The sequence below is a fragment of the Enterobacter sp. MGH 16 genome, assembly GCF_000493175.1.
Classification (GTDB): Bacteria; Pseudomonadota; Gammaproteobacteria; order Enterobacterales; family Enterobacteriaceae; genus Enterobacter; species Enterobacter roggenkampii.
Map to the genome: position 1 here is coordinate 3,143,544 of NZ_KI535695.1, position 21,848 is coordinate 3,165,391.

General features: G+C 40.3%; 24 protein-coding genes. 9 read left to right on the forward strand and 15 right to left on the reverse strand.

The features are described 5' to 3' along the window. Positions 1–125 precede the first annotated feature (125 nt). Positions 126–494 (forward strand): protease inhibitor I42 family protein, encoded by a 369-nt coding sequence (locus L362_RS24045; protein ID WP_071787688.1) that lies wholly within the window; start codon positions 126–128, stop codon positions 492–494. Positions 495–532: 38 nt separating this feature from the next. Here the strand turns inward: L362_RS24045 and L362_RS08135 are convergent, their stop codons facing one another. Both L362_RS08135 and L362_RS24700 read right to left on the reverse strand, forming a co-directional pair. Continuing rightward, entirely contained in the window at positions 533–1,048 is a 516-nt protein-coding gene (locus L362_RS08135) for a hypothetical protein (protein ID WP_023344894.1), read from the reverse strand. 77 nt (positions 1,049–1,125) lie between these two features. After that, positions 1,126–1,437, reverse strand: a complete 312-nt coding sequence (locus L362_RS24700) for a hypothetical protein (RefSeq protein WP_139596083.1) — start codon at positions 1,435–1,437, stop codon at positions 1,126–1,128. A gap of 795 nt (positions 1,438–2,232) precedes the next feature. Here L362_RS24700 and mobQ point away from each other — a divergent pair. Together mobQ and L362_RS08125 are read left to right on the forward strand one after the other, a co-directional pair. Continuing rightward, positions 2,233–3,732, forward strand: a complete 1,500-nt coding sequence (mobQ, locus tag L362_RS08130) for a MobQ family relaxase (protein WP_023344895.1) — start codon at positions 2,233–2,235, stop codon at positions 3,730–3,732. A 446-nt stretch (positions 3,733–4,178) separates the two neighbouring features. Further along, a complete protein-coding gene (locus tag L362_RS08125; protein WP_001179376.1) occupies positions 4,179–5,975 on the forward strand; it encodes a GmrSD restriction endonuclease domain-containing protein in 1,797 nt (598 codons plus the stop codon). Positions 5,976–6,047: 72 nt separating this feature from the next. Here the strand turns inward: L362_RS08125 and L362_RS0123120 are convergent, their stop codons facing one another. From L362_RS0123120 to L362_RS08110, 4 genes are all read right to left on the reverse strand, one after another. Next, entirely contained in the window at positions 6,048–6,323 is a 276-nt protein-coding gene (locus tag L362_RS0123120) for a membrane protein (RefSeq protein ID WP_032637864.1), read from the reverse strand. 10 nt (positions 6,324–6,333) lie between these two features. Then, positions 6,334–6,885 carry a hypothetical protein gene (locus L362_RS08120; protein WP_001224689.1) on the reverse strand — a complete coding sequence of 184 codons (552 nt, stop codon included), beginning with the start codon at positions 6,883–6,885 and terminating at the stop codon, positions 6,334–6,336. Between the two features lie 5 nt (positions 6,886–6,890). Continuing rightward, positions 6,891–7,466: a hypothetical protein gene (locus L362_RS08115; protein ID WP_023344896.1), complete on the reverse strand. Its 576-nt coding sequence runs from the start codon at positions 7,464–7,466 to the stop codon at positions 6,891–6,893. A gap of 505 nt (positions 7,467–7,971) precedes the next feature. Further along, on the reverse strand, positions 7,972–8,304 hold the full coding sequence (locus tag L362_RS08110) for a hypothetical protein (RefSeq protein ID WP_023344897.1): 333 nt from the start codon (positions 8,302–8,304) through the stop codon (positions 7,972–7,974). A 918-nt stretch (positions 8,305–9,222) separates the two neighbouring features. On the opposite strand from L362_RS08110, the gene L362_RS08105 reads away from it, so the two are divergent. The 4 genes from L362_RS08105 to L362_RS08090 all read left to right on the forward strand — a co-directional run bounded on the left by L362_RS08105 (position 9,223) and on the right by L362_RS08090 (position 11,884). Then, positions 9,223–9,933 (forward strand): helix-turn-helix domain-containing protein, encoded by a 711-nt coding sequence (locus tag L362_RS08105; RefSeq protein WP_023344898.1) that lies wholly within the window; start codon positions 9,223–9,225, stop codon positions 9,931–9,933. A 51-nt stretch (positions 9,934–9,984) separates the two neighbouring features. Next, positions 9,985–10,776: a hypothetical protein gene (locus tag L362_RS08100; RefSeq protein WP_023344899.1), complete on the forward strand. Its 792-nt coding sequence runs from the start codon at positions 9,985–9,987 to the stop codon at positions 10,774–10,776. A gap of 81 nt (positions 10,777–10,857) precedes the next feature. After that, positions 10,858–11,325 (forward strand): DUF4756 family protein, encoded by a 468-nt coding sequence (locus L362_RS08095; RefSeq protein WP_023344900.1) that lies wholly within the window; start codon positions 10,858–10,860, stop codon positions 11,323–11,325. 154 nt (positions 11,326–11,479) lie between these two features. After that, positions 11,480–11,884, forward strand: coding sequence for an H-NS family histone-like protein (locus tag L362_RS08090; RefSeq protein WP_001287394.1), 405 nt, complete (start codon positions 11,480–11,482; stop codon positions 11,882–11,884). A 919-nt stretch (positions 11,885–12,803) separates the two neighbouring features. Here L362_RS08090 and L362_RS08085 read toward each other — a convergent pair. The 7 genes from L362_RS08085 to L362_RS08055 all read right to left on the reverse strand — a co-directional run bounded on the left by L362_RS08085 (position 12,804) and on the right by L362_RS08055 (position 15,956). Continuing rightward, complete coding sequence (locus tag L362_RS08085) at positions 12,804–13,184, reverse strand: hypothetical protein (protein ID WP_023344901.1); 381 nt, start codon at positions 13,182–13,184, stop codon at positions 12,804–12,806. Between the two features lie 49 nt (positions 13,185–13,233). Then, positions 13,234–13,524, reverse strand: a complete 291-nt coding sequence (locus tag L362_RS08080; protein WP_023344902.1) for a hypothetical protein — start codon at positions 13,522–13,524, stop codon at positions 13,234–13,236. Positions 13,525–13,618: 94 nt separating this feature from the next. Further along, positions 13,619–13,906 carry a hypothetical protein gene (locus tag L362_RS08075; protein ID WP_023344903.1) on the reverse strand — a complete coding sequence of 96 codons (288 nt, stop codon included), beginning with the start codon at positions 13,904–13,906 and terminating at the stop codon, positions 13,619–13,621. 16 nt (positions 13,907–13,922) lie between these two features. Then, positions 13,923–14,309 (reverse strand): hypothetical protein, encoded by a 387-nt coding sequence (locus L362_RS08070; protein ID WP_023344904.1) that lies wholly within the window; start codon positions 14,307–14,309, stop codon positions 13,923–13,925. A gap of 14 nt (positions 14,310–14,323) precedes the next feature. Then, a complete protein-coding gene (locus L362_RS08065; RefSeq protein ID WP_023344905.1) occupies positions 14,324–14,635 on the reverse strand; it encodes a hypothetical protein in 312 nt (103 codons plus the stop codon). After that, a complete protein-coding gene (locus L362_RS08060; RefSeq protein WP_000616796.1) occupies positions 14,632–14,880 on the reverse strand; it encodes a helix-turn-helix transcriptional regulator in 249 nt (82 codons plus the stop codon). Before L362_RS08060 ends, L362_RS08065 begins: the two co-directional genes overlap by 4 nt. Before the next feature lie 215 nt (positions 14,881–15,095). Then, positions 15,096–15,956: a DUF6387 family protein gene (locus L362_RS08055; protein WP_023344906.1), complete on the reverse strand. Its 861-nt coding sequence runs from the start codon at positions 15,954–15,956 to the stop codon at positions 15,096–15,098. An 846-nt stretch (positions 15,957–16,802) separates the two neighbouring features. Between L362_RS08055 and L362_RS08050 the strand changes: the two genes are divergently transcribed. Then, positions 16,803–17,621: a DUF4225 domain-containing protein gene (locus tag L362_RS08050; RefSeq protein WP_023326053.1), complete on the forward strand. Its 819-nt coding sequence runs from the start codon at positions 16,803–16,805 to the stop codon at positions 17,619–17,621. Here L362_RS08050 and L362_RS24055 read toward each other — a convergent pair. Next, a complete protein-coding gene (locus L362_RS24055; RefSeq protein ID WP_039265473.1) occupies positions 17,599–17,925 on the reverse strand; it encodes a hypothetical protein in 327 nt (108 codons plus the stop codon). The two genes, L362_RS08050 and L362_RS24055, sit on opposite strands and share 23 nt — an antisense overlap. Before the next feature lie 282 nt (positions 17,926–18,207). Beyond that, a complete protein-coding gene (locus tag L362_RS08045) occupies positions 18,208–18,735 on the reverse strand; it encodes a helix-turn-helix domain-containing protein (RefSeq protein ID WP_021242095.1) in 528 nt (175 codons plus the stop codon). A 672-nt stretch (positions 18,736–19,407) separates the two neighbouring features. Here L362_RS08045 and pgaA point away from each other — a divergent pair. Next, positions 19,408–21,846 carry a poly-beta-1,6 N-acetyl-D-glucosamine export porin PgaA gene (gene pgaA / locus L362_RS08040; protein ID WP_023344907.1) on the forward strand — a complete coding sequence of 813 codons (2,439 nt, stop codon included), beginning with the start codon at positions 19,408–19,410 and terminating at the stop codon, positions 21,844–21,846. Positions 21,847–21,848 lie beyond the last annotated feature (2 nt).

The window sequence follows — 21,848 nt, forward strand, 5'->3', positions numbered from 1 at the left end:
CCCTCCTAATTCTGTTCCATTAATTACTAATTAACAAAATCATACAATTTAGCAATAGTCCTGCTTTGACTTTGTTGGATATCTGAATAAGATATATAATTATTTTTCGACATAAGAGGTTTAATATGAAGTTATTACCAATATTTTCTTTAATGGCTCTTTCCGCTTTTGCTTGTTCCGCAAATGCCGCAGATAACCACTCTAATAAAATTAATGTGAAAACAGGTTCTCAATTCAAAATTGAGCTTAAATCTAATCCAACGACTGGATATTCATGGATTTTACGAAAACTTCCCGATAATGTTGCATATGTTGGCAGTCAGTATGATGAAGATTCAACTTGCCAGAGTAAAAAACTTTTGGGTTGTGGTGGTAAAACGATAATGCATTTTATTGCTGTTTCTTCAGGTTTATCGCAAATCGAACTTCAGTATGCTCAACCTTGGGAGCCTCTTCCAAAAGAAAAGACCATATACAACATCCATGTTGAGTAGATAACACTAAAAAATGCTCAGTAGTATATTGCTGAGCATCACTCTATGCCTTTTTCATTCATGATTGCTTTATATTTTTCAATATACTTATTCATTAGAAGATTTTTATTGTAATTTAGTTCTTTCTGGTTGAATAATGCTTTTTTTATCTCACTCTTTGAATAGCCATTGTTAACCATTATAGCAAGTTTATTCATGTCTGTTATTCTTTTCATAATATAAATACACGAGCTTTGATTTTCCTCGCAAGAGTTACTTGCTATGTAGTCTTTACCTTTCTTTATATCCTCTTCCAATCTGCCGTTTCTCTTTAAGGCAAAGAAATAGTCGATTCGATTTTCTTGAAATATCGGAGAATATTGGTCGTATTTCTCATCAACATAGATTTTGTTGTATTTACCATCAACAAAAACAAGTGATAGCGGTAGTAAATTGTATTCAGCCTCTGCCATAAGCGCTCTACTATTTAGTTGTTCAGCTTCTATTGGCTTTGGTGAAGCATATATATGACTTGAAAACATTAAAATGATAATTAAAAAAAATCTTGTTTGCATACTTGGATATCCTCTATTGATTACTCACTTACTAGTATCAAATACTAGACGAATATCAATAGAGGAACTTCAAAAAGTTATCTCAAAGATTTATCTAAATTGTTATAGTCTCTTTCGATATCATAACAATTATAAGCTACATTTTTTGCTTCGGGAACCAATGACAACATTTTAACCATTTTGATAGCTTGTTTATTATCGATATGACAAGCCATTGATACCTTATTTAACAACTTTTCGCCTGTAATGAGTTTAGATTCTTGACTCATTTCACAGGCACAAGTTAGCTCACCAACTTCCACACCCTGAACTTTGGAGGGAAGTTCTGCTGCATGTGCTGGTAGAAGCAAAAAACCCAGTAAAGCTACCAGTATAGGTTTTACTCTCATTGATCATCTCACTTTGAATTATAGAGGAAAAATAAAAGTATCAGAAAACTCAAATCATAGAAAGCCCTATGAGCTGCGCTGTATGATTGTTGTAAACAATCAGCTGCTGAAATGGCTTGCCTGTTAATGATGGGATTTATCCCGAAAAAAAAGCATTTTGGTTTAAAAAATGAAATGTCAGTAAGCTAAAAATAAAATCATGCAACACAAACGAGTGCAACCACTAACATTTAATACCTAATACTCTCCCCGTTACTTATTTTATTAAATCAATGAAAACAATTTCATCTGTTATCTTTTGATTCTGTTTTTTGATTTTAATCTGTGAAATGTGCAACACATAAAAGCATCTGTTATTTTTACTATTTTATCTCAACTCCTCTTTCCCGCCTTACGGCGGGAGAGAAAAGAACTCCATTTGCCCTTACGGGCGCTTTCTAAACACCAAAACCCAATTATTGTCCTACCTCAACCGTTTATCCGATTCCTACCCTTTTAAATTAACAGATACTAAAACTAGTGTTATTAATTAAGAGTAAGAAAACTTTTTACATTGTCGTTATTTTTAGCTCCTTTAGGAGATATAAAAATAAAGCAATGCCCACCTATACACTGCTACGCAGTGTGTGGGGTCTACCGACGGTTGCCTGCCGCAGGCTAACACCGTTTCCTTCGGAAACAAGGTCAACGTCAACACCAGAGTTTTTCTTGCGAAAAACTAAAACCAGCATAGTCGCATTGGAGATTTATATTTTGGTTTGTTATTTAAGATTATATTGAGGTTCTTTTTATTGTATGGCTATTTTTCATCTTGATTTTAAAATTGTGAAACGAAGTGAGGGCAAATCTTCCGTTGCGAAGGCTGCTTATCATGCTCGTACAAGGATAACAGATGAAAGAACAGGCGATACGTATGATTATAGCCGTCGTACCGATTTATACGGACATTTCATATTAGCACCCGTTAATGCTCCTCAACATATTGTAAAAGACTCTACAGCATTGTGGAATGAAGTTGAAAGAGTTGAGCGTCAGAGCAACGGACAAACAGCTCGTTATTTCGATGTTTCCATTCCTGCCGAGTTAAATAATGATGACAAGAAAAAACTTGTCCTTGAGTATTGTCAGAAAAATTTCGTTGATAAAGGCATGATTGCCGATATCGCTTTCCACGATCTCGATAGTGATAATCCTCATGCTCACGTTATGTTGACGTTAAAAGCCATAGGCCCGGAAGGTTTTGGTAAAAAAGAAAGAAGCTGGAACGACAGAAAAATGTCTGTGTTGTGGCGTGAGTCATGGGCATCTATGGCTAACAGCTATCTCGAAGCCGCAGGTTCATCAGAACGTATTGACCATCGTTCCCTTCAGGCCCAGCATGAAGAGGCATTAGAAAAAGCGGCGGCTGCTCTGGACAATGAAGAACAAGCGCTATGGCTTGCTAAAGCCGCTGAAACAAACCGCCCTGCAATGAAACGTATCCACAGCGCTAAATGGCGTAGTAAAGCTGCTCAAGAGCAAAGAGCCGCAGAACAGGCTGTTCGTGATGCTGCCAAGCAAGAAGCCGTTGAAGTCTACAAAACATTCAGTAAGCTTGATCTTGAAATTGTTGTTGATGTCAGAAACTTTACGATTACACATCTTGCTGAACCAGAAGAGATTGTATTACCAAAAACAAGCTCCAACTCTTCTGCCAATGAAACGCAAAGACCTGTACTTGTAGCACCACCTCCTCATACTCGTATGCGAGGTGTTAAATCCTATCGTGATAAATCCAAAGTCAGTAAGGTTGTTGCTGGTAAGAAACCATTGGTCAGGATTACTGATTCTGGAAAAAATACTATTCTGAAAACATCCTCCTCTCAAGCCCTAAACAGGGCATCCAGAAGCGCCCCTGAACGTGTTAAGAGAAAACAGGCTATTCCACGTCAGGATAATATTTTTAAACGCTTCACAACTCTTGTAATTGATTTTTTCAAGCAGAAGTTTGTATGGGCTAAAGCAAACAAATCCCAAATTGATCTTATCAGTGAAGAACATGATAAACGTATTGCTGAAAACTATGTCTTTGATGAGGTATTAGGCCGTTCTATTCCTCGCGCTGAATATGAGAAAAAAGCCAAGTTTAACCAAGATAACTATAAACCAACACCGGATGAGATCAACCGTTTTCCAAGCCGCTTAACTAAAGCCGAAAAAGCGGATAACGCTCTGGACAATATGCCTATGATTTCGAATGACAGAAATATGCATGCAACAAAGTTAAAACCATCAAGATATCGTGATAGAACATGAACACATTAGTTAATTGTCTCATGTTTGTATTATCCCAAATACCTTCTTACATTTATCTTTCACTCAGGGCCGTGTAAGTATAGTATTATAGAGGAACTCCTTCAGCATTCTGGCAATATAATTCAAAGCTATTTAGCCATGAAGTTATTGCTTATATTTTAAGGTAGTGAATTACCTCTGATATAAGTGAAACTATCTTTATAACTTAATTTCACTGACCAAAGCACATCATCTTTACTAAGATAACCTCATTAACTTTTAAATTTATAATGTTTTTTTGTGATAAATCGTCATCTAATTTTTTAGCAAAGGTTCTAATTTAGGCGGTTATACAAATTAAAGCATGAATATTTTTTCATCGTTATAGTACTTGTCAATTTTTTCGTGTTGAATTATTATAACCACCAATATGATTTTTTGATTTTATCACAAGTGGAAGGGATACAATGCAAAATCATCTTAACATCCGTGGCGAACCTATACAGAGCGTATATTCCGAATACCGAAAAGGAAAATACATTGTTAATAGGAGATATCAACGTAAATTAGTATGGTCTTTACCAGAGAAGCAAAGATTTATAGACTCATTGATTAAACAATATCCCGTTCCTTTATTTTTGGGTGTAGTGTTTCAGCACAAAGAAAAAGGTTCATGTTTTGAAATACTTGACGGCATGCAACGGTTAGAAGCAATTACTTCTTTTATTGATGGGAAATTTAGTGTCGATGGGAAGTATTTTGATCTATCAGTTGTTGCAGAAACTAACCAACTATTAATTAACAAAGAATTAATTCAAAACGAACCTAAACTCGAGTTTGACTCCTGTAAAGCATTGCTTAATTATTTATTACCAATATCAACATCTTCATATACATCAAATGAGCATGTAGATGAAACATTCAGAAGAATAAATACTGGCGGCGTAAGATTATCAACACAGGAAGTAAGACAAGCAGGCAAAACTTGTGACTTCTCCCAGTTAGTCCGGAAATGCTCTATATATATAAGAGGTGATGTATCACATACAGATATTGTTGAATTGGGGAAAATGAGAGCAATCAGTTTAACAAAAAACGAATCTGATTACGGTATAAAAATCAGCGATACTTTTTGGAATAAAAATCATATTGTCACTACAGCCAATGTTTTAGCGTCACGTGATGAAGAATTGGTTGCGCACATTCTACTGTCTATTTTACTAGGAGGTAAAAGTCAAACCGCATCAAATTTCCTGAATGATGCATATCTTGAAGGTGCCCCTACCAATGTAAAAGCTAATGATTCAATAGCTAAGCACGGAATAGATACCCTATATAAACAGTTTTGCTTTGTATATGATGAGATAAAGAAAACAATAAACGAATTCCCTTGCATTTACTCCAAGCATCTATATAAGAGCAAGCCTGTAGGTGTTTCAGATTCTTTTCAGGTAGTTTTCCTTGCTTTTTATGAAAAGATGTTTAAGCAGAATAAAAAAATACAGAACTATAAATCACTATCAAAATTAATGAAAGGCTTAGCCAGTGAGTGTATGTCAGGATTAAGCAATAATAGAAAATGGACATCTGCTGACAGGACAAGAATGATAAGGGCTGTATCAGGTGTGCTCTCACCACAGTTTATTGCTAGAGAGGGAATGGATCCACTATCACAATCTTGGGTAGAGAACCTTGAAAATATTTTAAATCAATCCCGAACAGAAAATGTTTGCTATGATTTTAAGATTGGTTTTTACCCGCTCAACGAATCCAATGATTTTAATTCCGCTTTACTTTCTAAAGTCGTAAAAACATTAACCGCCATGGCAAATTCTCATGCGGGAGAAAATTATATAGTTGTAGGTGTTGCTGATAATCATCGTGATGCAGAAAAATATTGCGAGAAGTATAAATCCAAAGCTAGAAAATGTGGTGAGTTTTATATAACAGGAATAAACCACGAAGCTGATGCGAATATAACGAACATTGACAGGTATCAACAAAAAATAAAGCAACTAATTGAAAGGGAACCAATAAATGACACAACAAAAAGATTAATATTACGAAATATCCTACTTTGCAAATATTATGACAAAGATGTTTTAATCTTAAAGATAATCCGTGGTAAAGATCCAATTAAATATGATGGGAGTATTTATATTCGTAAAATGGCTAATACAGACCCTACCCCAATCGCTCAGGACGATGAGTTCGAATTTTATAAAGAATTTATCGAGCAATCTTCACGTTATCCATATTTATAGCATCATTATTTGATAATTTACTCCCAGCCTCGTAGGTTGGGAGTAAATTTGGCTTTTGAGTAATTTTTCTAATTACATTCTCCGCCTGAACATAATATTATCAGCGAAGATCGCCTTACCAGCTATAAAAGCTACAGCAAAAATTATTGGCAGACTGATAGTAGCTCCCGCCATACCTGTAGACATTCCGATCAGTATAGACAGGCCGAAGGTCAAAACTATAACAATGAAAGCATACCAGCCGGGGAAGGTTCCATACAGAACCGTCGCCATGCAGCCAGTACAAACATGCACACCGCGCTGGCTCTCTTTCAGGCAAAACGGACACTGGATTGTATTGTTTTCCATGATAGACCCCTTAGAGCGCTTTCCAGCCATTGCTGGTTTGAACAAGATTAATCATGCTCTCTTCAGGTTCATTCATACCCTTGACACTTGAGAACACTTTTTTGTCTACCCATGAAGGAACATCCGCCAACTTCCATGTATAAGACACGCGAACAACTTTCTGATTACCGTTTCCCGGTTCAGTCCATTCCTTTATCTCAGCAACCGCACGATGACCAACACAGGCACCATCTTTACGATCCCAAAACTCAACCGCTTGGCCTTTGTCTGTTACTTCCAGAACATCGACACTACTGAAACCATTAGCTTGTTGAGAAACATCAAGCAGCCCCTGATTAGCCAGACCTTTCAATATTTCATCACTGGCACTATACCCCGCTGAACGGTAGCCATGGTTGACCCGGATGGGGAAGCCCTTATTGAACACAATGTCATTATCCTGCAAGGAGTAGCACAGCTTTGAATGTGAAATCTTCGCATTGATAGCTTTCTCAAAATCACCTTTTTCACCGCAGCCTGATAACAACACGGTAAGGCCCGCAATGGCTAAAAATTTACGCATGGTTCTTATCCCTTTTTGTGACTGATAGTGCCGTTTTTCAGAACAACCAGATGAACTGGCATATCGGCATTGTTGACGGTAGCGAATCCACGGACTTCGAAATTGTTTACAGTTCCGGTGACGCTGACTTTCTGGCCTTTCTTATAAGTAAGAACGGTATCATCAATACCAGAGTAGTAATCCAGCCAGACCATCCCGCCGCAGTAGCTGGTATCGGTTGTTTTAAAGAGCAGATAATAGTTAGGGGCTGATTTGGGCATTCCCGTCATCATGTCGCTGGCACTTCTTCCCTTCGTAACTTCCAGAACAGTGGCATTGGTGATAGCGATCCTTTTGCCTGTCCATTTCTTTTCTGCTGCCATTGCATTTTCTTCATAGTCTTTGCAAACAGCACCAAGCCCAGATACAGATGATACCGGGCCAAGGCTTTGAGTGGTGGCAGTTCCCCCCAGCGCTTTACCTACTGAAGACAACGAAGAACTGATTGCGCCATTAACTGTATTTACGCCATCGTTGAGCTGCTGGCATCCTATTAGTGCGGCAGCAGACAGTACCAGTGGCATCACTATCCGTAATTTCATATCTATCCCCAATGTGTTGAAACTTTATGTCAAAGACAGCCCTACCCATAGGTTGGTCTCTCTGGGCTGAAAAAAAGCATTAATCAATTGATAGGATTCAATTTATTTTTCTGTTCGTCATATCGTTTGTATCGATCGAATTCAAATCATTTGATAGCTCAAGGCTATCATATATACACAATCGATCGATATAAACAATTAAAACACCGTTCAATTGACACCCATTCAATAGCTTAAACCTATCAAAAGCAATTTATTGATCTTTTATATCGATCAATAAGTGGTGTAATGTGCACGAAGAGCCATGTCAGTAGCTGTTTGCACATGGATGGAGATAGAAAGGTATAGGTCAGAACAGGTAATACCCTGTCGACCATTACGCAGACAGGGATTGTTAGATCTCAGGTAACGTAGCTATCTTCCGATATGGTGTTGCAAAAACCTGTATGCAACGCATGTTTTAATATGCTGTTTCATATGGAATGGTTGCTACCATTCAGATTTTTCAATCATCTTCCAAAGCACTCACACCGCTTGCCGGGAAATTGCTTTTCATATTATTCGATATCTTCGGAACTAAGGACTCTATTGTTTCTTCGCTAACTTGGCTCAGTTCAGAAATCAATCTTCTATATGTATTAATCATTCGTTCCTGATCACACTCATGTGCTGATTCTGATAAGAAGAAATAGTCATAATCTTTGATATGAATATTATCACCATTTTGCAAAGTGAGTTTTATTACTTGTTCATTCTCTTCAACATCTTTAACAATACAAGTCATAAATGGTATTTTTTTATTTGTATGAAAGAGCGTAATAACCTTAATGTTGTTCATTCTTTATTTTCCTTCTTTTTTATTATTTAATACCATATCGAATCGGTAAAAATCAAATTTAACTCATTTAATAAACGTTTTACCTTTTTTTCTTATTCTTTTGAAAAGATATATCTCTTATGAGCTAAAGCTCATGTGCTGACGCACGGCTACGCCCTAACGCTGTAAAAAATATTTAACGTTTTAACAATGGTATGTGCAATGTCTGAGGGAAAAGCCAAAAGGATCAACATCTATTCTTTTATTCATGATTAAATATTTTTGATCCTATATTTCATAACAGTATTAGCACTAAAAATATAGTATTTGCTCTTAAACGCATAGGAAAGCTATATCCCCAAAAGCAGCACTGAGTGATTGTCCGAAACAATCACATTGCTGAACAGGGTTCATCCCTGTTAATGATGGATTTATCCAAAAAAAGATCGCGTCGAAGACGCCAGATTAAGTGAAAGAATAATTAATTAAGTTCATATAATAAAAGCAGCGGTTTGTGATTGTAGAAAACAATCACTTCGCTGTAATAATATTATAAGATAAATAAAATAAGCAGTATAGTAGGTGTCTTTGTTGTAAGGCACAAATAAACCATGCAGAAAACCAGCCGAAATAACAAAAAAGAAAAACTGGACTCTCTTAACTTCTTACTAATTATTTAATTATAAGCACTCTCCCAGCCCAATAAAATCACCGCTTCGCAACTTTTTTTCCTATGTTTAAACATAGCAAACTCCTATGTTTAAACATAGATCCGTCCTATGTTTAAACATAGCAACATCTATGTTTAAACATAGATTATTTAACAAATAACTACATCATAAAAATATATTTTCTATTTTATTTATAGTTCTACTATTGACTTTCATTTTTTTGCATAGTATTAGAATACATATAACAAAAATAAAAAGAGAGAATAATATGAATACAAACGATTCTGATCTATTACACTTATTTGAATCATTAACAACCGAGCAAAAGATAGATATCGCAAGACGCTTGCTACAAAACAAAGAAATAAGATCAACTACAGTTATTTCTTCTGAGGATAATAAAGCAATCTCATTTTCCCAACCTTATGTATTTGCTTTTACTTCCAACTTTCGAGTTTTTTCTGATCTTGATATTTCTAAGAATGAATTCCGCGTATTAACCTACATCTTGGAATATATGGAGTTTGGAAATCTGATTAACCTTTCACAATCATCACTGTGCAAAGCATTGAATATCGCTTCCGGTAATATGTCTAACATTTTCAAAAAACTCAGACAGAAAGGAATACTCGTCGAGCATCATGGTCACCTCTATATCAACTCTAATATATTTGCAAAAGGGATGAGTCATCAACTGGATAAGAAACGTAAAGAACAGCTAAGCAACGCTCGCAATCTTTGCGCTGAAATAGAACAGTATCCAGATGAATATACGAAATATTCACAGGAAGAAAGAAGAAAACTGACATTAGAAACAGAGGTTAAAGAAATATATACTGACGCATTCGTTTTCAGTAAGAAGAGAAAGAATAATGCTGTTCCTAATACTAATAACAGCATTCATATCGATAAACCACGAAAGGTATATAAAAGAACAAAGGAAAACGAGGAAGCAAGGAGAAACTCTGTTGACGTATAATATCATAGGCAGAAAGTATCCTGATACAATAACAACTACAAGGAGATAACAATGAAAAAACTACCCGGTTCTCTTGAGATTAAAGTTCACGAAAAACTCTCTAAAAGTGATATCCTGAATATATTAGCTGAACAAATGACCATGCTTGAGGAAACATTTGGCATTCAGGAGTTTAAACTTTTCTCTTATCTTGAATGCTACATCGGAGATAAGAAACAGGCGTTATATTATAATAGCCGCAACTGTACCGTCGCTACCTTCAGATTAAAGGGGCTGGAATCCCCGGTAAACACAGCTAAGTTCATATCAAAGAAAAACGGACAACGCGTTGTTTCCTTTGACAAAGAACTGGATATAGACAGAATATCTGCTACAGTCCGAAATATACAAACCCATAATCCTTATCAGGGGTGGTCTAAAGGTGTCAGTGTTGTGCCAGCTTCAATCATCAGTCGAGTGATCCGCGAGGATATAATTCGAGCGCAGGAAGAACAAGGCCGACTTCATCGTATTGAGGAACAGCGCAAAAAAGATGAACAAATACGCAAAGAAAAAGAAAGAGAGGAATATGAACGACCTTTAAAAGCTTTTATCTCTTCAAAAATAAAAGAAAGTGGCTTATCTGAGAAGGATTTCAAAAAGCAGATTTGTTCAAGCTGCGACTATCTGAAAGACCGCGCCACAAAATCAAGATATTTTACTGAACGACCAGAATTATTTGACAAATATCAAAATGAAAGATTAATTCGTTTTTCGATAAAAGGCATCGATGGGAGAGTAGAAAAAGTAGAAATTTATACAGACACAGGTGAGCTTATTTTTAAACAGTATAAAACCAAGTAATGATTACATAGTCATGCCAATTTGACACTTACACCATATCACGTAATATAAATATACCCACTATTTTTTTACGAGGTATATATGAGGAAAGTAAAATTAGACAATGATGATTTAATTCAGTATCTGAACACCATCAAAGCATTAAAACAATATCCAACGATGTCTGAATACAGAGATGAATATCGCAGATTAAGAACCAATGGCTCCCCCTTAATTGAAGCAAAACAGTTTAAATCTGCGCACACTGATCTCTTTAGATTAGACCGAAAGAAAAAATCACTGCTCGGAAAATTTATTGAAGAACTTAATCCTATCAGCCATGCATCAGCTATTGCATCCAAGAGCCTTGAGAAGGTTCAGGAATCCATGCTCTACAGAAAAACTCTAATAGAAAAAACACCTGATGAACTCTTCGCTCTTGTCATCAAACAGCGTACAGAAGCTGCTCTTGAGTTCCAACGTTCTGTTGAACAGAGTCTTGAGCAACTTTCTAACATTTCGTCAGAGTTCGAACCATCAAGTCAACTACGACGAAAAATGGCCCTATAAATCGATCCTCTGCTTTTCGTTTGAAATGGTTCTAATAGATTGCTCTAATGCTAATATTTACTATATTATTAATATGTTGGTGTGTTTTAAATCGATCATCAGACAATACTGCACACCATTTCGATCCCCCATTTCAAACACAGGATGGCATAGTATGAGTGAAGCATTAAAGGTACTGAACAATATTCGTATACTTCGCGCACAGGCTCGTGAAACTGATCTGGAAACGCTGGAAGAGATGCTGGAAAAACTCTCTGTTATCGTGGATGAGCGCCGTGAGGAAGAACATGCAGTACTCAAGGAACAAGAACAACGTCAGGCTAAGCTTGAAGCCTTCCGCCGGAAACTGTTAGAAGATGGTATCGATCCTGCGGAGCTACTTTCAGCGGTAGGTTCCACTAAGCCTAAAACCAAATCGACACGCACTCCACGCCCTGCTAAGTATAAATATACAGATGATAACGGTAATGAGCAGACTTGGACTGGTCAGGGCCGTACTCCGAAAGCAATAGTGGCTGCTATTGAAGCAGGTAAAACACTGGAAGATTTCCAGATTTAATCTCATTACATTTTTTATTAAAAGCCGCCAATGTAATATTGTCGGCTATGCTTTTCACTTTAATTCTTACGATACGAATATGAGAAAGATATGACTGACCTATTCGATATAATCTATTCAGATCACCCAAAATCTGCAATTTTTTTTCTGTTTTTCATAGTAGTAAATTTAATCCTATGGGGTTGGAACAAAAAGCACCCGAACAGAAAAGGTGAAAATGATGCTCTCAAAAAACCACTAGTTTTCTTTCTTATTGTTGCTGGAGTCATTTACTTTATTCTGGTTGGTATTTCTGTAGTAGATTATTCCAAGAGTAAAAACCCAGTCAGTGATGTTCAGTATAACACTATTAAATAATAGTCTACCTCCCTCAAGGGAGGTTTTAAGCATAAAAGTAGATGTTCCATACAATGACAAATATGACACTAATGCATGTAATAACGTTAAAGTGTTCATCAAAGTATCGATATAATTTATTATCTTTGAGTGATGACAAGAATCTTACTGTTCTTTTTTTCATTGAAACCTCCTTTCTTATATAGTTACTAATTGAAAACCTCTCACAAGCGCCCTTCAGTCTTCTACTAAAAAGAGTAAGCCTTTTTATATGAACCTCATTTATTTTTTATCAGACTTTATTATTTACATATAACATTGTTCATTGATATGTCAACTAAGTTAAAAATCGAAAATAGGTTTCATAAATTCTGATGCAAGTGGTTTTTAATACTAAAAAATATCTTATCAACTAGCTATTAACTTTTAAGTGTGTTCCAAACATTTACTTGCTTATTCGCTAATAGGTCACTTCATCAGAAACTAGTTTCACCTCATATTGTCAGATTACGTATTACCGGAATCCATTCCGGTAACACTTTTTAGATATGCTCATGTATCCCTCTGAATAACATTACTGATATTATCTGTTTATGTCCATATCCCAGTCCAACACACTATAATCATCAAAAGATCGTCCCGACTCTATATTTCTTATCAACATATCCTTGACATATAAATCATGAAAAAACATCACCCTTTTTAATAGCTCTGTTATATTTATATATTCATACTTTTCCTTTCCTGTACCATAAGCAGCCTTGTAATACTCAAACTCAGTTAATACTTCCTTCATGTGGATTCGTAGTGCAAACTCAACAACATCTTCATCATTTACATAAATCACTGCATCATCTTTGTTTACACTTGCCATGCTGTATATCCTGTCCACATACAACATTAGCGTTGCTGAAATGGCGAATATCATTGTTTCATCTTTTTTACTCAGATTATCTTTCTTCATCTATATCCTCTTTTTTGATTTTTAGTATTTAATAAAAAAACAGTTAGTATTAACAAAACACCCAAGCATTACGCACAAGCCGTTCTGCAACCTCTTCAAAGTTGACCTCTGAAAGTTTTCCTTGATTTCCTTCTTGTGTAGTAAACTTCTCAAAGTTATGACAAATATGATTAATAGTGAGCCGTATAAATGCGCTCATAAAATCAGCGTCATCAACAAGGTGCGAAATGCTGTCACTACACATACCCTGCATTGTTTTCCAACTTGCTTCGAAAGAACGCTTCGCCAGATCATAAAACAGCTCAGTCGATGTATTTTTAATTTCAATATTTTTAGACATAATGACTCCACATTTTAAAATGATATTTATTGGTTTATTATTTCCAGCCCCATATGTGGGGCTAAACAGGGCTATATTTTTGAAACTTATATGCTCATCTTCTTTTATGGTTAACACGCAGTGTTATTAATACCACCTCCTTATCAACCATTTTTACTGAATGCCCTTGCTCATAATACTCAGCTCTGGCTGCTTTTTTAAAAGTAGCACCTGCATTTTTAATGCTCTCTTTATAAATGCCTTCCATGAATGCATCATCTTCCATTAACACATCAACTTCATCGGGACGAATTTCCTTAAGCGTATTTATTTTCATTTCATAGAATAAACTTGCCATATGCATGAAAACCTTCCGGGATTCTTTTATCAGTTTTTCACTCATTTCTCTACCTCTTGATTTATATTACACGCTGTTTATTTGCGCTGATTTCTATTCTTTTGTAATAAAGAACGTAACCATCCCCACTAAAACATTTAATCAAAAACTCATGATAGTTACTTAGTATAGTTTTAACCTCCGGGACTGATATGCGTTTAATCTTTATCTCTTCAGGACTTTCAAACCATTCCTGTAACGTGAGATTAATAATATCCATTATGAATATCTCCCTGTAAAATCCATCCTTCATTTTTTTCAGAAAAGCATCCTCCCTTAGATTGTAATATAAGTAATGTATTAACTCGTTATAGGTATTTATAACATCAGTAGTAAAGTTTGCTGTCTCAGGATTACTCGCGGTTATTTTTACTGGTATTTCATTCCAGCCTAAACATTTTTCGTTCATATTCACCTCTCTCATTAATAGTTAGTACGATACGCAGAATAAATAACTCTCAGATTCCTTCTCACCTCATCCAAGAACAGATAATATTCTTCCCCTTTATTATCTTTCATTGATTCAGCAAACTCTTGTTTTGTTCGCTCAATCACTTTAGCAATCACTTCTTCAACATAACGTCTGTTTTTAAAATAGCGCTCATAATCATTCCCCATACAATCAATCATGACCTGAAGATGTTTTCTAAAGTTATTTATTGCCATTTCCATAAATACTTCTGTCTCATCATTCGTAACAGTCACCACACAAGGCAGTACGTTTTTACTTTTCATATATTCCCCTTTTGTTTAAAATGTTTGCATTCAGATACGCAGCGAGATTTCGCAATCATTTTTTCAATCCACTCATCAATCTCACTTTCGATAAAGGCAATAGACCTTTCACTTATCTTTACTTGCTTTGGAAATCTTCCAGCCTTTATAAGCTCATAAATCCATGTCCTGCCAAATCCAGTTTTTCTTATTACTTCCGGCAACCGGATAAGTTTCGGGTGTTTTTCTTTATTGGTTTGAATCATATTTATCTCCATTATTTTTTACGTAATACCTATGATATTTTGTTTTATGGTGTGTTGTTCGATGTGATAATTGTATGGATTTTTCTTGTGATTTAGGAGGGACGTTCAGGGATAAGTTTTTTACGCAGATTTTTGGAATGGGAAAAATAGAGTATGTTCAGCCTTAGTGAATATAGGCGATATTTACATTGCGCAAAACACCGCCTTTTGGAAGATCAGTCCTGATCGGATTGCTCATCCTTACCAAGTTCCGCTCTGATTAGATCCTGAATATTCCAGTGTCTTCTGTCGTCGTATCTATATGTAAAATCGACAAAAGAGCGATAGTGAGCAAGGTTTGTCAGATACTTAACTGCCAGAGGATGATCTGTTGACTTCACCTTATCTACATCACGGATACCGTCTTTAAACTCATCAGGGTATAAAAAGCTGGTCAGTTGTGGCATACCAATCCTGACCTCTTCATCCTGCGCCCAGTACAGCAGGTCCATGATGGGGATAATGTTGTAATCGAGTATTTTTTTAAGGTTGCTGACCCCAAAGCGAAAATCTCTGGCTGGAGGCTCAGGAGCCTGTAGCTGCTGTTTCCACTCAGGAACCATGACTTTCAGGTGATTGATGATTTCTTCGGGTGATGTTTCTGCCAGATTAATTTGAACCAGCATCAGCCCTTCGTTGTTTACCTCGGCTTCCTTCAGGTAGTGCGAGACTTCCATATGAGGTAGGGGCTTTCCTTCCGGGTTAACGTATTTATCGAAAGCCGCAACATAACCCGCCACCTCCCATAGCCCTTGGTGTGTTACAGGCTTGATGGCATAGCTGGAAGACAGTCTTTTTTCTGGCCCCCCGAAAACATCACCAAACACGACCTTACCTTCAATCAGTTCTTCGTAATAGTTCTGATGCCTGCGACGGCTTTCAGGAGGCAACTCCCCACTGTTTTGCCCCATGCGGTAAGCGACAATCCTGTTTTCAATCTCTTGAAAAAGTTGTTCTACTGTCAAATTTTGCAGGACGCTGTAATTTTCAATGTTGAACCATTCATTAACAGCGCTGGCGATCTCCGCTTTGGTCATGTGGCATCTATCCTTCTGGCTTTACTTATCGCTTTGATATGTTATGAGTAAACATATCGGATTTGGTGACGGTAATCTATTGAATAGAGCAGGGAAAAGCAGCTGAACAATCAGTCCAGACTTGAAGATTGTTCAGTAAGATTTGGCAGGGTATGTTGTCATAACCAATTGAATATAATTGACTTTATTTGCAATCACACTTATAAACTGATGGTACATTGGTTGGTATACTTAAGGTGATTATGATTATTCTACATTTATTTCATATTGTTAACACAAACTACGATTCCGAGTCCGGCACCACTATTTAAAGAACCCGCCCTCGTGGCGGGTTTTTGCTTTCTGAGTCAACAACTTGTTGGTTTATCAGTAGTTACCCCTCTTATCTTTCCTCCGGCCCCGCTTCCCGGTGGTACAAAATGGGCATTATGATAAAGCCTACCAAAGACCGAAACGGCACCTACTATACAGTGGACACATGCCGGATTGCCCAGGGCCTCCGAAAACGTCCAGTCATGCTGCACATCCGGCCTGATTGATGGTGAAATTCCCGACAAAAACGCCTGGCTTTCCGCTGGTGTTGCCCTTTCCCTACTACAGCGGCCACTCAAGCGAGAACGGGCTTCTCATTGATGCCATTGAGCAAAAATCTGGCCTGATACTTCCGGTGATGCCCGGTGAAAGCCGTCTAGTAGGCCGAGGTGTGTAGCTGCAAAAAGCGACTTCTGCTTCAGACCCCGTAACCACATTGCTACTATATTGTGCATGCGTTGGCACGCATGGCAGTCAGAGGGAGCCGTTTATCAGTCTAAACAGACGCCGGTAAAGCAATTGAGAGGAATTACAATGGATGCAGCATTGCTTAACATGATGCAATCAGGTGGAAGAAATAAAGCCTGGGCGGAAACGATGGTGAATATGGAAGCCAGGAAACTGGTAAATACAGCCAACACTCTGTCGGCTTTTCATCTCAGCGATGGTCTGACTCGAATGAAGTTCATTCAGGAAATTCGGGACCTCATAGAACAACAGTTTACGCTAGCTCGTCAGGCTAAATCAGATAAAGAATGCATGGACTGCGTTAAAATACTTCGAGAAGAAAACTATAACCTCCTGGAACAAGCTCGTTTATTACGAACGAAGGCAGCGAAGCTTTACGCGAAAGTCGAGTTCATCCGAGAGAATAACAAAATTGTTGGGTATGTTATCTCGGCAGTTAGTGTTGTCCTGGCCGGTGCTGAAATAGCCGCAGGATTTACACTGATTGGCACGATGACCCCTCTCGGAGTTCTTGCTGGTGCGATTCTGGTTACTGACGGGGCAAACAGCATCAGTAAAGAAGTGGCTCGCTACGCAACGAACAACACTACCAGTGAAGGGCTGGTCGCGAATGCCGCGATGTCTACAGCTGAGTTTATGGGCTTTAGTCGTGAGAATGGTTTAGGTGTCTACAAATCAATCTCACTGGCCGCTAATGCGTATACCATTTTTGGCTTGTTACGGCGACCTGGTACCTGGCGACTGTTTCGTTATCTACCCACAGACTATTACCGAAAGGTGAGCACATTGAGCCGCCCGCAGCTTACAATGAAAATAGCGGGTTACGGCGTGAAAGCTAAGATTATTTTTGATCTGTTGTCCGTCAGCGACCCGTCTCAGAATTAGTCAGCATTTTACGGTAACGCCAGGATTTGTAGCCAAGTTTTGCTGGCGTTATATACCAGATAAAAGGTAGTACAATCAATAACGTGAGCGCAAGTGTCAGACTTGTATCCCTGGATGCAAGTAAAAGAGTTAAAGCCAGTATGATAAAGGCAATAATAGTTATCCACTTCATTGCCTTAAAACGATTGGCCAGATCATGAGTTACGCTATCAAACGAACCACCGTAATTCTCGATATTGTTTTTAAGCTTTTGAAGATCTCGTTTACTAAAACCTGATTTTAAAAGTGCTTCTTCGCTGGTCATTCTACTAACCGTCCCATAACTCACTGAAACATGTGACGAAGTTTAACTGAATTTGACGGATAAATCGCTACCTGACGATATTTGTCAAATTTATATTTATATCAAATAGTTGAAGATATCTTACAGTGGCGGTGACCAGACTCTTCAATCGTGTCCATGACAACGTCCTTGTGTCGTTTTGAGCCAGAGTAAATCCAAACCCAAGGCCAGGAAGTTGTCCTCATCCAGCGTTCTCAAACCTCTGAATACCGCCCACAATTATGCTTTTGTTCTCTCCCCAACCTAGGGATCGTTCCCACCTGCGCCCAGCAGTTTGTTTTTGAAGATAAACAAACACGCCTCGTTGAAGTTCTCCGCCCCCAGCCGTTCCGAGAGCGCCATTCGTTTGCGATAGAGACTTTTCACCGACGTATTCAGCTCGCCTGCAATCTCCTCCATTGACATCCCTGCTCTCAGCAACCGCAACATGATCGTTTCATGCGTGCTCAGCCGTAAATTCAGCAGCCACTTCGTGGTCAGGCGACGGCCCTTCATATTGAGCACCAGGTTAAACAGCGAGGCCATGTCCGGCGCCGTCAGCGACGTGTTCATAAACAGCTTCATACTGAGCAGATTCTCCTCGCGATGGCGCATATCAAGCATAACGCAGCAGATCGTTTTTTTCGTTCTGGCCGGATGGCGTATCAGATAATCATATAGACGGAGCGGCGCACGACTATCAATCAATACAGAATATTCATCTGCACCGTTATCAAATATGTTTCTGTCAATCGAATCGAGCAGGATAATATCCGGAAAAAATATCCGCATCCCCCTGACAAGGTAGCGGTCCTGAGTCACTAACACTATTGAAGTTGCCACTAACCATCCCTTTTAGATTAAAGCAAGAACGATCCTGCGAAAAGAAGACCGCCTTCGTTTTATAGCGCTGTTATATTAACGATAGATGTATTCTGGCTTTAGACATCCCTCAATACACACATTGATGAGTAAGACTTCCTGTAGACTATCATTCAATGTCTGTCTTTAATTATAAATAAAAAACAATCGCAGAAAAGTCACTTCTCTAAACATTAAGAATTTTTGTCATGAAACTTCCCAAACATGCACCAGAAAGTACTTTAATTGAGGCTGACAAGCGTCATTAAAAATATATACAAAACTGTCACAATAAAAATAAAATCATTATATTTCAATTAGTTGTAATTAATCGCTCAATTCAAAACAAACACAAAAAACTGCTCATTACAGAATTATCTCAAAACGACACAGCCGCTTTTCAGCATATTTATCGGGCAACATATCGGGTGTACATTACCTCCCATCCAGTCCACTAAGATGAGGCGCCATAATTACCTTTAAGTAAGTACCCCATAACGTTACTGCATTCAGATTTAATGTTCTCATTTATGGCCTTTAACGCAGAGTTAAAAGGCAGCCGTGTTATGCAATGGATTCATGATAAACAAATGGCAAATAGATATGGAAAGATCGCTTCGCTTCAGTACATTATTCTTTTATCGCACCCCAACATTATTGTTTCTGTTATTACTCTTTCCTGTTCTGGTTCAGGCGACGGAATCCGTTTATGAGCAACAGATTCAACAGGCGCGTAACGGTAATTACACGTCGTTTCTCGATTATCTTCAGCGCTATCAGCAGCAGCATGCCCTGACGCCTGAGCACGTTGCGGACTGGTTACAGGTGGCGGCCTGGGCAGGCCATGATGACGAGGTTATTCAGGTCTGGCAGCGCTACAGCATTTATATGCCGCTGCCCGCCCGCGGCGTTGCGGCTGTCGCGCAGGCCAGACGAAATCAGAAAGCGTGGGAGCCCGCTCTGGCGCTCTGGAAAGAAGCGCGCAGCCTTGCGCCGGATAACGACGATTATCGTATCGGCTATATCAAAACCCTGGCCGATGCCCGTAAAGATACGCTTGCCCTTCAGGAGGCCCGACGGCTGGTGGCGGAGGCCCCCTCGCAGGCGCATCTTCAGACGCTGGCATACGTCTGGCTACGCCAGGGAAAAAGCTGGGATCGGCTTTTAGCCGACACGCGCGCGCTGTATGTCGCGCCAGAAAATCACGCGCTTCTCCGCGAGCGGGTCGACGCGCTAACGGATAACCGGGTCAATACCCCCGCGCTCCTGCTTTCACAAAAGGTGGCGCTAGCCCCCGCGGAGCGTCGTCGTCTTGAGCTGAATGCCGCCGCCGAAAGCGTTCGCCTTGCAGATGTGCCGGGCAGAACAGAAAAGGAGCGCCTGCAGCTTGCGCAATCCGCGCTGAATCGTTACGACGCGCTGCTGTCTCGCTGGCAGAGCGAGCCGCAGGCCGCGGAAGACGTCGTGCTTGCGCGTATCGACCGGCTCGGCGCGCTGTATGCCCATGCCGATTACCCGCGGGTCATCAGCGAATATCAGGATCTGACGGCAGCCCGGCATCCGGTGCCGGGCTGGGCAATCGGCTGGGTGATCTCCGCATATCTGCAGGAGAAAAACGCTGCCGCCGCCTTCGCGCTTCTGCAACGCTATCCGCAGTACGCATCCGATCCGCAGGACGAGGAGCACGCGCTTTTCTACGCCTGGCTGGATACGGGAGAGTATCCGTCCGCCCGCCGGTATGCAGAGCGCCACACCCGCAACGTTCCCTGGACCCGTTACGATTTCGGCTCCCCTACTCCTCAGCCGAACGATCGGTGGCTTACCGGCCAGTCGCTCCGTTTTAACTATTTGCTGGCGACGAATGCCCTGCCGGAAGCCGAAAAGCTGGCGCGACGTCTGGCGACAACCGCGCCGGGCAATCAGGGATTGCAGATTGACTACGCCACCCTATTTCAGGCGCGAGGCCTGCCGCGCGCGGCCGAGCAAACGCTGAAAATGGCGGAGGCGCTGGAGCCCTCGAATCTGGAACTTGAGCAGCAGCAGGCTTACGTCGCCATGGATCTGCAGGAGTGGCGGCAGATGGATTTACTGGCCGACGACGTCATTGCCCGCGCGCCGCGCGATCGCAGCGCAAGGCGTCTGGACAGGCTCCGCACCGTCCACCATATGTCCGAGCTGCGCCTCAACGCGAGCAAGGGTTTGCACTCCGATAACCCCGTCAGCGGGACGCACGATCTCAACTGGGACGCCACGCTCTATGGCCCGCCCGTAGTGGATAACTGGCGGCTGTTTGCCGGCACCCGCTATGCAGAGGGCAATTTCGATGAAGGCAAAGGCTCCAGCCGTCACCTGTTGGGCGGCATCGAATGGCGGCCACGCGATCTCCAGCTCGAAGCCGAGCTCTCAAGCAACCGCTATCACGGCGCGAACAAGCCGGGCGCTCGCCTCTCAACGACGTACAGCCTCACCGATAGCTGGCAGGTCAGCGGCAGCCTTGAGCGCCTGTCGCGCAACACGCCCCTGCGGGCGTTACGCAACGGGATCAGCGCCAACCGGGGGGAAGGCGGGGTGCGCTGGTATCAAAACGAGCGCCGTGAGTATCAGTTCAGCGCCGCCCTCAGCCGCTTCTCGGATCATAACCGCCGACAGGAATACACCCTCACGGGCAAGGAGCGTCTCTGGCAGACCTCGTCCCTGACGCTGGATCTCGAACCGGGGATCGCCGCCAGCAAAAACAGCCTGCGGGACACCCTCTATTACAACCCGGCGCGGGATCTCTCCGTGACGGCCGCCCTGGCCGTTGACCATGAGATGTATCGCCATTACGACACCCTCTGGAGCCAGCAGTTCGTGGCGGGAGGCGGCCGCTACTGGCAGAAAAATCAGTCCGCTGGTGCCATCGCTCTGCTGGGTTACGGACAACGCGTTCAGTGGAACAACGTCATGGATACCGGCGTGATGCTGAACTGGGACAAGCGCCCTTACGACGGCAAACGCGAGAGCAACCTCTCCGTCACGTTTGATGCGACTTTACGCTTTTAAGG

Coding starts and splice junctions, on each gene's coding strand:
- mobQ (WP_023344895.1), top strand. CDS start 2,233: ATGGCTATTTTTCATCTTGATTTTAAAATTGTGAAACGAAGTGAGGGC.
- L362_RS08085 (WP_023344901.1), bottom strand. CDS start 13,184: ATGAAGAAAGATAATCTGAGTAAAAAAGATGAAACAATGATATTCGCC.
- L362_RS0123120 (WP_032637864.1), bottom strand. CDS start 6,323: ATGGAAAACAATACAATCCAGTGTCCGTTTTGCCTGAAAGAGAGCCAG.
- L362_RS08105 (WP_023344898.1), top strand. CDS start 9,223: ATGAATACAAACGATTCTGATCTATTACACTTATTTGAATCATTAACA.
- L362_RS08060 (WP_000616796.1), bottom strand. CDS start 14,880: ATGATTCAAACCAATAAAGAAAAACACCCGAAACTTATCCGGTTGCCG.
- L362_RS08090 (WP_001287394.1), top strand. CDS start 11,480: ATGAGTGAAGCATTAAAGGTACTGAACAATATTCGTATACTTCGCGCA.
- L362_RS08075 (WP_023344903.1), bottom strand. CDS start 13,906: ATGAGTGAAAAACTGATAAAAGAATCCCGGAAGGTTTTCATGCATATG.
- L362_RS24045 (WP_071787688.1), top strand. CDS start 126: ATGAAGTTATTACCAATATTTTCTTTAATGGCTCTTTCCGCTTTTGCT.
- L362_RS08045 (WP_021242095.1), bottom strand. CDS start 18,735: ATGCGGATATTTTTTCCGGATATTATCCTGCTCGATTCGATTGACAGA.
- L362_RS08115 (WP_023344896.1), bottom strand. CDS start 7,466: ATGAAATTACGGATAGTGATGCCACTGGTACTGTCTGCTGCCGCACTA.
- L362_RS08050 (WP_023326053.1), top strand. CDS start 16,803: ATGGATGCAGCATTGCTTAACATGATGCAATCAGGTGGAAGAAATAAA.
- L362_RS24700 (WP_139596083.1), bottom strand. CDS start 1,437: ATGAGAGTAAAACCTATACTGGTAGCTTTACTGGGTTTTTTGCTTCTA.
- L362_RS24055 (WP_039265473.1), bottom strand. CDS start 17,925: ATGACCAGCGAAGAAGCACTTTTAAAATCAGGTTTTAGTAAACGAGAT.
- L362_RS08120 (WP_001224689.1), bottom strand. CDS start 6,885: ATGCGTAAATTTTTAGCCATTGCGGGCCTTACCGTGTTGTTATCAGGC.
- L362_RS08080 (WP_023344902.1), bottom strand. CDS start 13,524: ATGTCTAAAAATATTGAAATTAAAAATACATCGACTGAGCTGTTTTAT.
- L362_RS08135 (WP_023344894.1), bottom strand. CDS start 1,048: ATGCAAACAAGATTTTTTTTAATTATCATTTTAATGTTTTCAAGTCAT.
- L362_RS08070 (WP_023344904.1), bottom strand. CDS start 14,309: ATGAACGAAAAATGTTTAGGCTGGAATGAAATACCAGTAAAAATAACC.
- pgaA (WP_023344907.1), top strand. CDS start 19,408: ATGGAAAGATCGCTTCGCTTCAGTACATTATTCTTTTATCGCACCCCA.
- L362_RS08125 (WP_001179376.1), top strand. CDS start 4,179: ATGCAAAATCATCTTAACATCCGTGGCGAACCTATACAGAGCGTATAT.
- L362_RS08055 (WP_023344906.1), bottom strand. CDS start 15,956: ATGACCAAAGCGGAGATCGCCAGCGCTGTTAATGAATGGTTCAACATT.
- L362_RS08110 (WP_023344897.1), bottom strand. CDS start 8,304: ATGAACAACATTAAGGTTATTACGCTCTTTCATACAAATAAAAAAATA.
- L362_RS08065 (WP_023344905.1), bottom strand. CDS start 14,635: ATGAAAAGTAAAAACGTACTGCCTTGTGTGGTGACTGTTACGAATGAT.
- L362_RS08095 (WP_023344900.1), top strand. CDS start 10,858: ATGAGGAAAGTAAAATTAGACAATGATGATTTAATTCAGTATCTGAAC.
- L362_RS08100 (WP_023344899.1), top strand. CDS start 9,985: ATGAAAAAACTACCCGGTTCTCTTGAGATTAAAGTTCACGAAAAACTC.